We start from the raw sequence: 14,294 nt of genomic DNA, 5'->3' as shown, positions 1-14,294 counted from the left end.
GGCCTCGAGCGGGGCCGGTCGGGAAACGGTTCAGGCTAATTATCACATCTGAAACCGTTGCTCGAGGAAGTGGTAGATGATTACAGGAGAATCGGCAGACTGAAGCGGTTCAAGCGGGTGCTGTAATAGTTCTATCTCGTTTTGGATAGCGATAGTAGAACGCGTTCGTGACACAATTTTAATCTGAACTGTACACTAACAACTAATTATATATAGGGTGTTTGCCAACGGTTATTCAGCACCGAATCGGGCGGCAGAAAGGTGGCGCGCGAGGGACGTGGTGTCGCAACCCCCAATCCCTTCGCACCCGGTCATTGCGTTGGAGCCGGGATAACCTTTCTGACCGTTCACGGGTGCTGCTACATACCCATGCTCGATGGAAAACAAATTTCAAAGAAGTTAATCGGATCAGAGGACGAACGGGCAGTCAGCCCAGTCATTGGTGTCATCCTGATGGTCGCAATCACAGTCATTCTCGCGGCTGTGATCGCGGCCTTCGTGCTCGACCTCGGTGGGAGCGTCGGTGAAGAGGCACAGGCAGGTGTGAACGTTGAATCGCTTGAAGGAGATAACTACAGTGTCTCTGTAACGTCGATGGGGAACTCCGACGGTGTCGCTATCGTCAATTCCTCTGGCGGAGTTGAACACACGTATAACTTGGAACAAGGCGAGCTAAATAATGCAACTGCTGGTGGCTCTGAAGAATTTGCCCACATTCAGAATACCGGCGGACAAGTGATTGTCAACACTGGTGATGGTGATGCGACTAACGTCGTTGCATACATCGGTACTGATGTTGAGGACGGTGACGACAATCTAGACGCAGCGGAGTCCACCGCGACGATTCGCAGTATCGGGTAATCCAACTTAGCGTAGATTTCCACTCTTTGTCAACGTTTCCTGACAATACGTGATGTTGTTATCCTGCAGGACTAGATTTGTGTACAGTTTATCCAGACGTACACTATGGTAATACTGACTGAAAGTCACCTATATTTCGTCAGCTTAGAGAAGGTTCTGGAGGATGTCGATTGTCTATTCACGGAAACAGCCTAGTGAGGTGGTTCAAGCAGTCACTGTGGCAGTTCTACCCTCTACTGATTCTCAATTATGAAAACCTCTTAGAACCCTATTTTAACCAGAACGATACACTAACAACTAATTATATATAGGGTGTTTGCCAACGGTTATTCAGCACCGAAATCGGACGGCAGGAAGGTGGCGCGCGAGGGACGTGGTGTCGCAACCCCCAATCCCTTCGCACCCAACCATTCGGGTTGGCGATGGTGTATCCTTTCTGATCGTTCACGGGTGCTGGCATACACATGCTCGATGGAAAGCAAATCTCAAAGAAGTTAGTCGGATCGGAGGACGAACGAGCTGTCAGTCCAGTTATTGGCGTAATCCTGATGGTTGCAATCACGGTCATTCTCGCGGCTGTGATTGCGGCTTTCGTACTCGACCTCGGCGGGAGCGTTGGTGAAGAACCGCAGGCAGGCGTAAGCGTTGAATCCATCGGTGACGGTAACGTCAGCGTGTCCCTGACGTCAATGGGGAACTCAGATGGCGTCGCTGTTGTTGCTAGCAACGGATCCGTCATTAACGACAATACCTCCAGCCCTGAGCCAGCTATGTTGAACCGGACAGGTGCAAGCACGATTGTAGATGAAACCGAAGCTGTGAATGTTGTCGCCTACATCGGCGAAGACGTTGAAGCTGACAACCCAGACAGTCTTGACGAAGCGGAGGCAGATGCTACGATCGCTAGCATCAACTAACAGTCTAGTCTAACATATCCTTTTATAATGTGAGCCATATTCTACTGTGATAAGCCACACATCTGTCTGATTTTGAGGGCAGTGATGATCGTAGCCCATCTTTATTGAAGTTCTAATCATCGTCTGTCAACCACGATTGACGATAATTTCCGACAAAGTACCAAAATAAACGATGGGAATATTTTTCTTTCAGTACTCATCCGTTACAAAATCCTCGATGTTCTCACCACCGTATCGGTATTTTGACCTATCAACCCACCGAGCTCGGCCGGGGTAGAACTCACGTAGTTCACCCCTCAGAACTTGTTCGCAGGGCAAAACTATCGGTAAATAGTGAAGGGAATTTCGACGTTCTCAGAGATGCGAACGGCTACAGTTGGACACCTAGAGAATATGAAGTGGGACCGCCGAGAGTCGAACTCGGGTCCTACGGACCCCATCCGCAGAGGATACCACTACCCCACGGTCCCGCACTCGAGTGGAGGGTCGTCTGCCGTTTAAGAGTGTCGTTTCGGTGGTGGCCCCGTGACTCGGTCACACGAGGACGCGCTCGAGGTCGACGACAGTTCCTTCGTCGGTTGCGGGATCACCGACGAGTCGGCCGAGACAGACCGCGGCTCCCGCAGGTGTGAGACAGGTGACGAGCGCGCCCTGCTCGAGTCCGTCGTCGGCCTCGAGCACGCCCGGCGCGTACACCGGGGCGCCGTTTGCGACCTCTCGGGCGGCCGATTCGGCGATCACGAGCTGTGGCAGGTCCTCGAGAATGCGCTCTGCGGGATCGACGACGTCGTACAGGAGGTCGGAATCGTCGTCTTCGACCCAGTAGGCGAGGGCGTCCAGAAAGTCGTAGGCGCTGTAGAGGTCGGTGTCGTCGAACGGCGCGGTCTCGGTACGCCGGAGGTGGCCCATGTGCCCGCCGGTGCCGAGTGCCAGCCCGAGGTCGTGACAGAGCTTTCGGACGTAGGTGCCGCTCTCACAGCGGATTCGCAGGAGCAGTTGTCGCTCGCCGCGGTCGAGCACCTCGAGGTCGTAGATCTCTCGGACCCGGAGACGGCGGGAGACGGCGCTCTTGCGCGGGGGCTTCTGGTAGATGGGCCCCTCGAACTCGGCGACGACCGAGTCGGCATCGGCCGGGACGGTGCCGTGGCACTCGAGCACGGCGACGTACTCTTTCGAGCCCTCGAGGAACACCGGTGCGAGCCGGGTCGCGTCGCCGAGCATGACCGGGAGGCAGCCGGTGACCTTCGGATCGAGGGTGCCGGCGTGGGCGGCGCGGTCGAATCCGCTCTGGATCACGCCCTCGTGGTCGTCGTCCGCGCGCGTCTCGAGAGCGTCTGCGACGGCGTCGCGGAGCCAGCCGCTGACCTGATGAGAGGAGGGGCCGGGTGGTTTGTCGAGGTTGACGACGCCGAAGGCGAGCAACTCGGCGGGCGAACGGTCGTCGGGTGGGCCACGGAGAGTCATCTGTCAGAACTCGTAGTCGACGTCCACGGGAGGCTGCCCCTCGTCACCTGCGTCGTCGTACTCGTCGACGGCGGTGACGAGCATGTCGAGGACGGCGTCGGGCTCCCACCGGGCGGTGTTGACCGAGAGGTCGTAGATGGTCAGATCGCGGATGTCGATGCTGTAGTACTCTTCGTAGCGCTGGGCTTCGCTCGCCTCGCGGGCCTGGGTCTCCTCGGTCGCCCGCGTCGGATCTTTGTCCTCGCGTTCGGCGATTCGCTTGCCACGGACCGACGGCGGCGCGTCGAGCCAGAACCGGAAGTCGGCCTGTTCGCCGGCGAGCCACCCTGCGAGCCGTGACTCGAGGACGAGGTCGTCCCGGTCGACGGCGATTTCGCGGAGCCGCCGATCGAGGTCGCGGTCGATCTGTTCGTTCTCTTCGGCGAGCTTGTTGAACTCGAGTGGGGTGTAGCCGCGTTCGTCGGCCAGTTCCCTGAAGATGTCACCGCCACTGACGTGGTCGAGGTCGAAGGCGTCGGCGAGCAAGCCAGCGGTCGTGCTCTTTCCGCTTCCCGGTGGGCCGGAGACGGTGAGTAACATATTCGGAGTGAGCGGTGGCCGGTAAAATGGGTTTTGAATCGGTCTCGGCCGGACTCAGGAGAGTGGTGAGGCGGACTCCAGCGGCTGCGGTTGGCCGTGCCCGACGGTCAGGGACAGCGGACCGACTGGCGGGGATCGAAGATGCGGGTGAGAATCGTTCGACGGGGACGAGAGCGCGCCGCTCAGGTTCCCGAGGGCGTCATGTCGATGTTGAGCGCCTTCCGGAGCAGCTGGGTGAAGCCCATCGAGCAGACGAAGTACCAGATGATCCATGCCCACATCGGTCCGAGCAGTCCCTGATTGAGCTGGACGTGGCCGGCGATCGGCATGATCATCTCTAGCTCCGTGCCAGAGACGGCTGCGCCGTGGTTCCCGAGGATCTTCCAGTACATCCAGAGAAACAGTGGGATGGTAAAGAGCATGATCCAGACCATCGGGCGGAACTGCTCTTTGAACATCCCCATGTTCTCGGCCATCGCCTCCATCTGTTCTTCGCGAACCTCCTCCATCTCGTTCTCGAGGCGTTCGATCTCGGCTTCCGGAGCGTCGCGTTCTTCGGCTTCCTGCTTGCGCTGGCGGACGTCTTTCTGTTTCTCCTGCATCGACTTCATCCGCTCCTGGTACTTTGCCATCACCTCCGGGTTCATCAGGTTCGCCTGCAGGAGCGTCGAGTACAGACCCGTGAGCAACGCGACGGCCAGAATCACGGCGTAAAACGGCAACGCGGCATCGAGCGGGGCAAGGACCGTGTCGATGGTGCCACCGACGGTGTTGCGGACGTCCTCGAGCCAGTAGCCGATCATCAGGAGGACGGAACCGACCGCGGCGAGTTTGTCCCAGCGTGACCACTTGGTCTCCTCGGCGTCGAGGTCGACGTCGGCGGCGATCGAGTCGGTATCACCGTCGAGGGCCTCGTCGAAGGCCTCGCGATCGGCGATCACGAAGCCCTCGTCGCCGTCGACGAGCACACCTTTCTCGATCAGTCGGCCCCACTGCCCGCTCGTGAGGTCGTCGTTGACGTCGCCCCACTGGACCTCGCCGCCGTTCTCGTCGGCCGTCTCGCGGATGGTCTCGAGGGCGTCGACCATCGAGGCGTCCTCGCGGACGAGGGCGGTTACCTTCTCGGCTGTACGCGTCATCTATCTGGGCTAGGAGTGGTCCGGTATACAAGTGTTTATTTTCTATTCTTCGCGCGGGCACGGACGAAGTGGTGACCGCGGAGATTGAACGGTGGATCGAAAGTGTGCGCAGGGGCCACTCAGGTGAGTGATTGCGGAGATCACCCCAGCGATCCAGCGCGCGGCCGCCCGCCGTTCAGTCCGACTCGACGCTCGGGTGCATCGTCGGTTCGTCCTCGAGCGGGTCTGCGAACGCCTCGAGGATCGTTTCCCGCGCTCGTTCGTCCCGCCGTCGTCGCTCGTCGTCGTCGATCTCCTCGCACCCCGGTGGGACCTCGCGGTCGCGACCGGTGAAGTAGTCCTCGGGAGCGACCCAGTCGTGATAGAAGTTGACGTCGGCGTCGTGGATGACCGCGAGGCCGACTTTCGCGCCGTGACCGGCCGCGACGATGGCCTGGTGGGGCTCGCCCGCGATGCGACCCGCGGCGTAGACGCCGTCGACGGCCGTCCGTCCCGCTTCGTCGACGTCCACGAGGTGTTTACTCCCGCGCTGGATGCGGCCGACGTCGAGCGGGACGATGTACTCGCTGTCGGGCCACGACGCCGCGACCAGTCGACGCGCCTCGAGTGGCTCGCCACCGTCGGTCTCGACGACGAATCCGGCCTCGAGGTCCGTCTCGTCGATCGGTTCGACGTGAGTCACGTGGCCGAGTTCGAACGTCGCACCGGCGGTGCTGGCTTGCTCGCGAACCAGTTGCAAATAGCGCCGGGCGTCGATGCCGTCCGGGAACCCCGGATAGTTCTCGAGGCTGGCATTTCGCGCGAGGATCGACTCGCCGCCATCGATGACGAGCGTGTCGAGGCCCGCTCGAGCGGTGAAGATCGCGGTTGCCATGCCGGCGACGCCGCCGCCGACGATACAGACGTCTCGCATGACTGGCGGTTCTTCCTGTGAGTATAGAAGGTGTTCGACTCGCGCCGATTCCAGTGCGATCGACGGTGTTCGAGCCCAATCGACCCTGCTCGCAGTCGATCGCCTTCGCTCACGGTCGAGTCGGACACCGCTGATGGAAATCCTTACTTTCGCGAACGGTGTACCTGACTGGTGTGGACAGAATTCTCCTCAGTACGGTCGCCTACCGCTCGCCAGAGGAGGTCTTCCCGTACGTCTGTTCGTTTACCGACTATCCGCGGTACACGGACCACCTGAAGGAGGTCCGGGTACACGGCGACGGCGGCGTGGGCTCGGTGTACGATCTTCGACTCGCCTGGTGGAAGCTGAGCTACACCGCACGCTCGAAGGTGGTCGAAGTGACCGAATCCGAGTCACTCGAGTGGCGGCTGGTCGACCACCTCGACGCTCGCGGGGAGTGGCGAGTCGAACCCGAACCGGAGGCAGCGCCACCGGAGGCGGAGACGGCGAGTCGGATTTACTTCGAGGCACTGTACGATCCGCATTCGGCCGACAAGAGTGTACTCTCGCTCCCGCGATTCGTCTCGATCGACTGGGTGATCTCGAAGGTTCGGCCGCGATTGCTCGACGAGGCCCAGACCGTGGTCGAACGGCTCGTCGCGGACATCGAAGGCCAGCGCCGGGACGTCGAGTTGACGATTCACGAGATGCCCTGAGCCAGATACGGACCCGACCCCTGACCCAGTTCCGGTCCTGACCCTGACCGACGGTCTCCCGCCGCTACGTTCCAGCCGCTCGTGCGGTCGCGTTCTTCGGTGAACTCAGTCGGCGAGTGAGTCGACGACGAGGATCGATCCCTGCATCGTCATCTCGTGGGGTGCACAGACGTAGGCCGCGAGTTCGTCGGTGGCCGTCACCGTCAGTTCCTCGGTCGCGTCGGCTCCCTCGAGGAACGGCGTCTCGTACTCGTCGACCGGATCGTCAGCTGCGTCCCGGAGCTGTAACTGGTGGATCGCGCCGTCGCCGTTTTTGACATCGATGGTGTACTCCCGACCGGCCTCGAGGACGAGAGTCGGATTCTCGACACCTTCGACGATCGATGGGGAGATACCCTCCCAGCCAGCGGTCAGGGCCTCGAGTTCGATCGTCGAGACGTCGGCCCAGTCAGCAAGATCGACGAAGTCGAACGCCTCGATCGTGTCGCCAGTTTCCGGGTCTTCGCCGACGGGGACGACCACGACCGCGTAGCCCCCGGTTCCGACGTCGTCGACCGTCACGGTGATCGACTCGCCGGTGCTCTCGAGTTCGTAGTCCGACGGATCGTCGATCCCGTCGCCGGTGACGAAGACCGTCGCCGGACCGTCGCGGTCGGCCAACGTCAGGTCGACGCGCTCGAGGCCCTCGCGCTCGAGGTCGACGGTCGCGTCCACGGTCGGCTGGAAGGGCTGGTATAGCCAGGCGTACCACTCTCCCTCGAGGTATACGACGGAGACCGAGAGGCGGTGATCGAACCGAACGCCGTCGGACTCGAGGTCGAGGTCGTACTGGAGGGCAAAGCCTCGGCCGTCCCCGGGGTCGCCATCGGGAAGCATCCCGACGAGTGCGTCTTCCGGCCCCCACGAGCGGTAGTCGATCGCGTGGACCTCGTCGGGGGAGAAACTCTCCTCGTACTGCTGGGTCCACTCCTCGCGGTGGAATCCGGCGGCGTCCCTGACGGGTGCGTAGCTCACCGCAGTTTCGGTGTCGCCGTCAACGACGGCCTCGAGGAGGGCTCGAGCGACCTCACGGGCCGCCTCTTGGAGTTCGTCCTCGTCGTCTATCCCGTCGTCGGATTCGTCGTCGCCGTCGTCTTCGACGGACGCACCGTCCTCGGTATCGACGTCGACGTCAGCCGTGTCCGAGGATGGCGCTGGATCGTCGGCCAAATCGTCCGTCGAGTCGGATTCCGGATTCGGGCCAGTTCCGGGATCAGGGTCGTCGAGACACCCTGCAGCACCAATTGGGAGGCCGATCAGCCCACTCCGGAGGACAGTTCGTCGGTTCGGGGACATGTTCCCAGATCGTTCACAGCAGTTGATAAGTGTTCGGAGGCTCAGAACGATCAGAGCGTGTAGTCGTACTCGCCGTCTTCGGTCTCGAGGAACGCGGTCAACAGATCGATCGTCGCCGCGACGTCGTCGACGTGGGCGGTCTCGGTAACGGTGTGGAGGTACCGCGTCGGGACCGAAATTGCACCGACGGGTTTCGCGCCCGCGGTGTGCTGGAAACCAGCCGTATCGGTGCCGCCGGCGGGCAGGATCTCGAGCTGGTAGTCGATCTCGCGGTCCTCGGCGACGGCTTTCATCCGGCGGTGGACCTTCGGGTTGGTGATGACGCTCGAGTCTTTGAGTTTGATCGCTGCGCCGTCGCCCAGTTTCGTGACCTGCTCGCCGCCGTCGAATCCGGGGACGTCGTTGGCGACGGTGACGTCGAGTGCGATGGCGAGGTCGGGATCGACGTCGACGCCGAGAGCCCGCGCGCCACGCAGGCCGACTTCCTCCTGGACGGTCGCACAGAAGTGGATCGTCACGTCCGGCTCGTCGAGCCGGCGCGCGGCCTCGAGCATGGCGAACAGGCAGACCCGATCGTCGAGGGCTTTGCCGGTGATCGTTTCACCGACGCGTTCGGTAGTCTGGTCCATCGTCACGAGGTCGCCCGGCGAGATCGTCTCGGTGGCTTCCTCGTGGGGGAGGCCGACGTCGACGGCGACGTCGTCGACCTTGGGGGTCTTCTCGCGGTCTTCCTCGTCCAGCGTGTGCGGTGGTGGCGAACCGATCACGCCGGGAACGTCGCCGTCTTCGGTGTGGATCGTCACCCGCTGGGCTTTGAGCACGCGGGCGTCCCAGCCGCCGAGGGCGTCGAGTTCGACGAACCCGAACCCGTCTTCCTCGCCTGCGACGTGACGGACCATGAAACCGATCTCGTCCATGTGCGCTGCGACGGCAACCGAGAAGTCAGACTCGCCTTCGAGCGTCCCGACGACGTTCCCCATGGCGTCGGTTCGGACGCGGTCGACGGCCCCGTCCAGTTCGTCGAGTACCTGCTCGCGGATGCGGTCCTCGTAGCCGGGCACGCCGCTGGTCTCGGTGAGCGTCGTCAGCAACTCGAGGTCGAACGGTGTGGATGTCATGGTGTCACGTGTAGCGGTCATCGTCATAAGCACGGGGGTCCCGGCCGCGGCCCTGCACGTCCGAGGGGGGTTCAAACGGTGTCGATGGTAACCGCGAGGTATTAACCGATCGACAAGCTATGGGTGCCTATGAGTGACGTACGCGTCGCAGGAACGGGGTTGACGCCGTTCGGAAACACCCCGGACCGGACGGGACGAGACCTCTTCGCCGAAGCGACAATTGCCGCCTTCGAGGACAGCGGCGTCCCTCGAGAGGACGTCGACGCCGTCTTCTACGGCAACTTCATGGGTGAGCTCGCCGAACACCAGGGTCATCAGGGACCGCTGATGGCCGAAGCCGCGGGCGTCAGGGCGCCGGCGACCCGGTACGAGTCCGCCTGCGCCTCGGCCGGGACCGCCGTCCGTGACGCGGTACTTCAGCTTCGCAACGGCGAGATCGACGTCGCCCTCGTCGGTGGCGCAGAACGAATGACCAACCTCGGCACCGCCGGTGCGACCGAGGCGCTCGCGATCGCCGCCGACGACCTCTGGGAGGTTCGCGCCGGCGCGACCTTCCCCGGCGCCTACGCGCTGATGGCGCGGGCGTACTTCGAGGAGTACGGCGGCGATCGAACCGACCTCGCCCACGTCGCGGTCAAAAACCACGAGAACGCCCTTACGAACGAGAAAGCCCAGTACCAGAGCGAGATCAGCGTCGACGACGTCCTCGAGGCGCCGCTGGTCTCTGAACCGCTCGGCCTCTACGACTCCTGTCCGCTCTCCGATGGCGCGGCCGCGCTGGTCCTCACCAGCCAGGAATACGCCGACGAACACGACCTCGATGCGCCGGTCGCGATCACCGGAAGCGGGCAGGGCGGCGACCGCATGGCACTCCACGGCCGGGCGCACCTCGCACGGACGCCCGCCGCACGCGAGGCCGGCGCCGAAGCCTACGTCGACGCCGGCATCGAGCCGAGCGACGTCGACCTCGCGGAGGTCCACGACTGCTTTACGATCGCCGAGGTGCTCGCACTCGAGGCACTCGACCTCGAGCCGATCGGCGAAGGGATTTCGGCTGCTCGAGACGGGCGGACGACCGCCAACGGCGAGACGCCGGTCAACCTCTCCGGTGGGCTGAAAGCGAAGGGCCACCCCGTCGGCGCGACGGGCGCGTCCCAGATCGCCGAGGTGGCGAAACTCCTCTCGCGAGACCACCCCAACAGCGAACACGTCGAGGACGCACGGATCGGGCTCGCCCACAACGCGGGTGGCACGGTCGCCAGTGCGACCGTCCACGTTCTGGAGGTGACCCGATGAGCGACGACGTCCGCGACGGTGGCTTCGACGAGTGGCTCGACGCCGCCGAGGAGGGCGAGGCGTACTACCTCGAGTGTCCCGCAGAACACGGGTCGCTCCCGCCGCGACGGGTCTGTCCGACGTGTGGCTCGACCGATCTCGAGGAACAGCCGTTCCCGGAGACCGGTGAGATCGAAACCTACACCGTCACGCACGTCCCGACGCCAGCGTTCGAACAGGACGCCCCGTACGCGACCGCGGTCGCCGACTTCGGGCCGCTTCGAATCACGGGACAGGTCGTCGGCATCACTCCCGAAAACGTCGAGGTCGGCCTCGAGGTCGAACTCGAGGTGACGGTCTCGGAAACGACCGGCGAACGCGTCGTCGGGTTCTGGCCGGTCTAGGCCGGTCGACGCCCTGCAGGATCCCGGTTCCCGTCGACCACTCGTCGCCACGATTGACAGTCACGGCGGGCTCAGAACGGTGTTTTTGTGGCTTCTTCGCGTGCGAGCGAACGCATGAGCACCGATACCAATACTCATGAGCGGGCGGTGACGAGACGGTCGCTTCTCGCAACCGTCGGCGGGACGCTCACAGCAGCCGGGGCACTCGCCGCGATTCCGACGGCCGCTGCGGAGCCGATGGAGTGGGGCCGGAACGGGACGGCGTACGCGACCCAGATCACCCTGCAGTTGTTCGGCCCGGAGTCCGAGCAACTCGCCCAGACTGCAAGCGAGGCCGCACTCGAGGGCATCGCCCAGCAGGCACCGGACGCCCCGGAGGCGCTGCTGACGGAATCCGTCTGTTCGGGGACGGCCTACGGGTCGGTGATCGGGACGACCTCGGGAGTGGCGATCACCGGCGTTCAGGACCCGGATCACGTTCAGGCGGCCGCACAGGGTGCTGCGGCGGGTGGGATCGCGACGGTCGCACAGTACGAGGACGATTACTTTTCATTCGACGGGACGTACGCACGACCGGGATACATCGACGTCGATGGACGACGAATCGAACTCCTGCCGGAGGGCCAGGGGATGATCACCGACACGGGCCCGTTCATGCGAATCCCCACGTCTGGAGCGGCGACGGGTGCACTCCAGCGACCGTTCCTTGTCCCGGATCAGACACCAGAAACGACATACTGGGCTGCCTTCACTGGCGTGAACGAAGGAGCAACCTATTACCTCGAGACGGGCATCTCAGAGGGACACACCGTCGCGAGCAGGGCCGGGGCCGGAGCGATATATTACCAGGGGTAGGGCCCGGTGCCGGCGGGTCACTCGCGGGCCCACAGCGTCGCAATTTCGCCGACGATCTCCGGGTTTCGGAGCGGCGCGCTATCCTCGAGCGGCCGGTCCTCGACGATGCGCTCGAGGATTCGATACATGGTCTTCCCGGAGTGCGTCTCGGGGAGTTCGGGGGTGAAGACGACAGCCGCGGGGCGTGCGAACTCCCCGACGCGTTCGGCCATCGCGTCGGCCACTGCCTCGCGAATGGCTGCCCGATCTCGCGTGTCCCGCTCCTGTGCCGTCGTCGCGAAAACGTAGAGGTCGGTGTCGCCATCGGCACTTCCCGCCACGGCCGCGGCCTCGGTCACGCCCTCGACGCTCGTGATCGCGGCCTCGAGTTCGGCCGTCCCGAGGCGTCGGTTGCCGATCGTGACGACCTCGTCCGCCCGGCCGATGATCGTGACGTAGCCGTCCTCGTCGGCGACCGCGCGATCACCGGTGATATATCGCCAGCTATCTGCACGGTCGTCGGAGAACTCCTGCCAGTACTCCGCGAGCACCCAGTAGTGGTCGCTCTCGAGGGGAGCGAGCATCGACGGCCACGGGCGTTCGATCGTCAGGTAGCCGGGTTCACCCGGCGGGAGTTCTCGTCCCTCGTCGTCGACCACCGAGACGTCCATGCCGGGCAATGGTGGGCCCGCAGCGCCGGGTTTCATCTCGTCGACGCCGGGGAGCGTCGAGAGTACGACGCTCCCGGTCTCGGTCTGCCACCAGGTGTCGACGATCGGGCAGCGCTCTTCGCCCACGTGCGTGTAGTACCACTTCCACGTGTCGGGGCCGATCGGTTCGCCGACGGTCCCCAGCAGCCGGAGCGACGATTTGTCGTGAGCCGCAGGGAACGACTCACCCCACTTCATGAACGTCCGGACCATCCCTGGCGTGGTGTAGAACACCTCGACGCCGTTTCGCTCGATGATCTTCCACGGGCGATGTCTGGCAGGGTACCGGGGGTTGCCCTCCGCGAGAACGACCGTCGCGCCACGCGCGAGCGGTCCGTAGACGACGTAGGAGTGGCCGGTGATCCAGCCGACGTCGGCCGTACACCAGTAGGTCGTCCCCGGCGCGAGGTCGAACACCGCCCGGGCCGACCAGGTCACCCCCGCGAGGTAGCCGCCCGTCGCGTGAGTCATCCGCTGGGGCTCGCCGGTCGTCCCCGAGGTGTGGATGTGAAACAGCGGGTCCGTCGCCGCTCGAGAGACTGGTTCGACGTCCGTGCCCCGATACTGGTCGATCAGGTCGTCGTAATCGTACTGGTGGGCCTCGAGTTCGACCTCGTGGCTCGCACCCAGCCTGTCGACGACGACCGTCGGCACCGTCGATTCGAGGGCCGCGAGCGCCGCGTCAGTTTTGCGCTTCTGGTCGATAGCGAGCCCGTCGCGGTAGTAGCCGTCACAGGTGACCAGCGCGCTCGAGTCGACCGCAGTCATGCGCTCGACCAGCGCGTCGGGGGCGAATCCAGCGAAGACGACGTTGTGCAACGCCCCGATGCGGGCACAGGCGAGCATCCCGATGGGTAACTCCGGGAGCGTCGGCAGCGCGAACGTCACCACGTCGCCCTCGCTCACACCGAGGTCCCGCAGTGTGGCTGCAAGTGCCGTCGACTCACGGTGCAGGTCGTGGTACGTATAATCTCGCTTCTCTCCGCGCTTTCCCTCCCAGCGGATCGCCAGCTGGTTCTTTCGATCCTCGAGGTGGCGGTCGACGCAGTTTTCGGCGGCGTTCAGCCGCCCGTCCGGAAACCACCGGTAGAACGGCGCGTCGGAATCGTCGAGAACCGCTTCGGGTGGCTCGTGCCAGTCGAGTTCCGCCGCTGCTGCCATCCAGCAGTCGGGCCACTCGCGGTCGAACCGCTCGCGACAGTCCTTAGCGAGCGGCTCCGCCTCGCGGCTGAATGCAACTGGCTGTCGACGCCGGCGCGCGGGAGCCGTCTCGAGCCGCCAGTCCGGTCGCTCGTTGCCCATCGGTCACGTGCTACGTTCTCGAAGGACGTGTAGATTGTGCCCACGTCTCACTCACCGAACGGCTCACTCGAACGAGACGGCGGCGTCTGATTCCGCCACGGTCGCACCGTCCTGTGCGGCGAACGCGTCGTGGACCCGGTCGTAGGTCTCCTCGAGCGCCTCGACGATGACCGTGGTGTCGCTCAGCACCGGCATGAAGTTCGTATCGCCCTGCCAGCGGGGCACGACGTGGGTGTGGAGGTGGTCACCGATCGACCCACCTGCGCCGTCACCGAGGTTCAGCCCCGCGTTGAAGCCGTCCGGTTCGAGGGCGACCGTGAGGGCGTCGAAGGTCCGCTGTTTCAACCGGGCGTGGTCGAGCAGCGTTTCGTCCTCGAGGTCACCGTACTCGCCGGTGTGTGTCCGGGGGATCACCATCGCGTGGCCCGGGTTGTACGGGTAGTTGTTCAACATGACGAACGCGTGGTCGCTCCGGGCGACGATCAGGTTCTCGCGATCGGCGTCGCGTTCCGGCAGTTCACAGAAGACACAGGAGTCGACCTCCGGGTTCTTCTCCTCCCGTCTGATCCACTCGATACGCCACGGCGCGAATACCTGATCCATGGCCGTGCTTCTCGAGCCAGCCAAAAACCCATTGCGCCCCCAAACCCGGTACGACAGTCGGTCACACTCTCGACGCGGAACGGAACGCTTTTTACTAGGCCTCGGCAACTGGTGAGTACGCTCCGAACGCGAGACGGTCGCCGTC

Annotated in this window: 14 protein-coding genes and 1 tRNA gene; 6 read left to right on the top strand and 9 right to left on the bottom strand. The window is 63.6% G+C overall.

Features of this window, described 5'->3' with window-relative positions; genetic code table 11:
• The first annotated feature begins 369 nt into the window (after window positions 1-369).
• Entirely contained in the window at window positions 370-861 is a 492-nt protein-coding gene (locus B1756_RS02105) for a type IV pilin domain-containing protein (RefSeq protein ID WP_086887052.1), read from the top strand.
• Between the two features lie 464 nt (window positions 862-1,325).
• Entirely contained in the window at window positions 1,326-1,778 is a 453-nt protein-coding gene (locus tag B1756_RS02100) for a type IV pilin domain-containing protein (RefSeq protein ID WP_086887051.1), read from the top strand.
• Between the two features lie 399 nt (window positions 1,779-2,177).
• Here the strand turns inward: B1756_RS02100 and B1756_RS02095 are convergent.
• The 5 genes from B1756_RS02095 to B1756_RS02075 form a co-directional block, all read right to left on the bottom strand.
• Window positions 2,178-2,248 (bottom strand) — tRNA-Pro (locus B1756_RS02095).
• Window positions 2,249-2,312: 64 nt separating this feature from the next.
• The gene (locus B1756_RS02090) at window positions 2,313-3,242 is read right to left on the bottom strand and encodes an RNA-guided pseudouridylation complex pseudouridine synthase subunit Cbf5 (RefSeq protein WP_086887050.1); all 930 of its coding nucleotides are present in this window, start codon (window positions 3,240-3,242) and stop codon (window positions 2,313-2,315) included.
• A gap of 3 nt (window positions 3,243-3,245) precedes the next feature.
• Window positions 3,246-3,821, bottom strand: coding sequence for a (d)CMP kinase (gene cmk, locus B1756_RS02085; RefSeq protein ID WP_086887049.1), 576 nt, complete (start codon window positions 3,819-3,821; stop codon window positions 3,246-3,248).
• Window positions 3,822-4,003: 182 nt separating this feature from the next.
• On the bottom strand, window positions 4,004-4,960 hold the full coding sequence (locus B1756_RS02080) for a DUF106 domain-containing protein (RefSeq protein ID WP_086887048.1): 957 nt from the start codon (window positions 4,958-4,960) through the stop codon (window positions 4,004-4,006).
• 175 nt (window positions 4,961-5,135) lie between these two features.
• Entirely contained in the window at window positions 5,136-5,873 is a 738-nt protein-coding gene (locus tag B1756_RS02075; RefSeq protein ID WP_086887047.1) for an NAD(P)/FAD-dependent oxidoreductase, read from the bottom strand.
• Window positions 5,874-6,046: 173 nt separating this feature from the next.
• Between B1756_RS02075 and B1756_RS02070 the strand changes: the two genes are divergently transcribed.
• Window positions 6,047-6,568: an SRPBCC family protein gene (locus B1756_RS02070; RefSeq protein WP_086887046.1), complete on the top strand. Its 522-nt coding sequence runs from the start codon at window positions 6,047-6,049 to the stop codon at window positions 6,566-6,568.
• 105 nt (window positions 6,569-6,673) lie between these two features.
• On the opposite strand, the gene B1756_RS02065 is transcribed toward B1756_RS02070, so the two are convergent.
• On the bottom strand, window positions 6,674-7,903 hold the full coding sequence (locus B1756_RS02065; RefSeq protein ID WP_086887045.1) for a cupredoxin domain-containing protein: 1,230 nt from the start codon (window positions 7,901-7,903) through the stop codon (window positions 6,674-6,676).
• 50 nt (window positions 7,904-7,953) lie between these two features.
• Complete coding sequence (locus B1756_RS02060) at window positions 7,954-9,021, bottom strand: M42 family metallopeptidase (RefSeq protein ID WP_086887044.1); 1,068 nt, start codon at window positions 9,019-9,021, stop codon at window positions 7,954-7,956.
• A 129-nt stretch (window positions 9,022-9,150) separates the two neighbouring features.
• Here B1756_RS02060 and B1756_RS02055 point away from each other — a divergent pair, with 129 nt between their 5' ends.
• From B1756_RS02055 to B1756_RS02045, 3 genes are all read left to right on the top strand, one after another.
• On the top strand, window positions 9,151-10,317 hold the full coding sequence (locus B1756_RS02055; protein ID WP_086887043.1) for a thiolase domain-containing protein: 1,167 nt from the start codon (window positions 9,151-9,153) through the stop codon (window positions 10,315-10,317).
• Complete coding sequence (locus B1756_RS02050) at window positions 10,314-10,700, top strand: Zn-ribbon domain-containing OB-fold protein (RefSeq protein WP_086887042.1); 387 nt, start codon at window positions 10,314-10,316, stop codon at window positions 10,698-10,700. The genes B1756_RS02055 and B1756_RS02050 overlap by 4 nt, the downstream gene beginning before the upstream one ends.
• A 114-nt stretch (window positions 10,701-10,814) precedes the next feature.
• Window positions 10,815-11,555, top strand: coding sequence for a hypothetical protein (locus B1756_RS02045; protein ID WP_152031248.1), 741 nt, complete (start codon window positions 10,815-10,817; stop codon window positions 11,553-11,555).
• A 17-nt stretch (window positions 11,556-11,572) separates the two neighbouring features.
• Here B1756_RS02045 and B1756_RS02040 read toward each other — a convergent pair whose 3' ends face one another.
• Both B1756_RS02040 and B1756_RS02035 read right to left on the bottom strand, forming a co-directional pair.
• Window positions 11,573-13,546, bottom strand: a complete 1,974-nt coding sequence (locus B1756_RS02040; RefSeq protein ID WP_086887040.1) for an acetate--CoA ligase — start codon at window positions 13,544-13,546, stop codon at window positions 11,573-11,575.
• 63 nt (window positions 13,547-13,609) lie between these two features.
• Entirely contained in the window at window positions 13,610-14,149 is a 540-nt protein-coding gene (locus B1756_RS02035; RefSeq protein WP_086887039.1) for an HIT family protein, read from the bottom strand.
• Window positions 14,150-14,294: the final 145 nt, after the last annotated feature.

The organism is Natrarchaeobaculum aegyptiacum (assembly GCF_002156705.1).
Taxonomy (GTDB): domain Archaea; phylum Halobacteriota; class Halobacteria; order Halobacteriales; family Natrialbaceae; genus Natrarchaeobaculum; species Natrarchaeobaculum aegyptiacum.
Note: the sequence above shows the minus strand (reverse complement) of the source record. Positions and strands in the feature narration are given on the sequence as shown.

Bases quoted from the DNA above. Each gene is read 5' to 3' on its own strand.
- B1756_RS02035 (WP_086887039.1), bottom strand. From the start codon at position 14,149: ATGGATCAGGTATTCGCGCCGTGGCGTATCGAGTGGATCAGACGGGAG.
- B1756_RS02045 (WP_152031248.1), top strand. From the start codon at position 10,815: ATGAGCACCGATACCAATACTCATGAGCGGGCGGTGACGAGACGGTCG.
- B1756_RS02105 (WP_086887052.1), top strand. From the start codon at position 370: ATGCTCGATGGAAAACAAATTTCAAAGAAGTTAATCGGATCAGAGGAC.
- B1756_RS02075 (WP_086887047.1), bottom strand. From the start codon at position 5,873: ATGCGAGACGTCTGTATCGTCGGCGGCGGCGTCGCCGGCATGGCAACC.
- cmk (WP_086887049.1), bottom strand. From the start codon at position 3,821: ATGTTACTCACCGTCTCCGGCCCACCGGGAAGCGGAAAGAGCACGACC.
- B1756_RS02090 (WP_086887050.1), bottom strand. From the start codon at position 3,242: ATGACTCTCCGTGGCCCACCCGACGACCGTTCGCCCGCCGAGTTGCTC.
- B1756_RS02065 (WP_086887045.1), bottom strand. From the start codon at position 7,903: ATGTCCCCGAACCGACGAACTGTCCTCCGGAGTGGGCTGATCGGCCTC.
- B1756_RS02040 (WP_086887040.1), bottom strand. From the start codon at position 13,546: ATGGGCAACGAGCGACCGGACTGGCGGCTCGAGACGGCTCCCGCGCGC.
- B1756_RS02050 (WP_086887042.1), top strand. From the start codon at position 10,314: ATGAGCGACGACGTCCGCGACGGTGGCTTCGACGAGTGGCTCGACGCC.
- B1756_RS02080 (WP_086887048.1), bottom strand. From the start codon at position 4,960: ATGACGCGTACAGCCGAGAAGGTAACCGCCCTCGTCCGCGAGGACGCC.
- B1756_RS02055 (WP_086887043.1), top strand. From the start codon at position 9,151: ATGAGTGACGTACGCGTCGCAGGAACGGGGTTGACGCCGTTCGGAAAC.
- B1756_RS02060 (WP_086887044.1), bottom strand. From the start codon at position 9,021: ATGACATCCACACCGTTCGACCTCGAGTTGCTGACGACGCTCACCGAG.
- B1756_RS02100 (WP_086887051.1), top strand. From the start codon at position 1,326: ATGCTCGATGGAAAGCAAATCTCAAAGAAGTTAGTCGGATCGGAGGAC.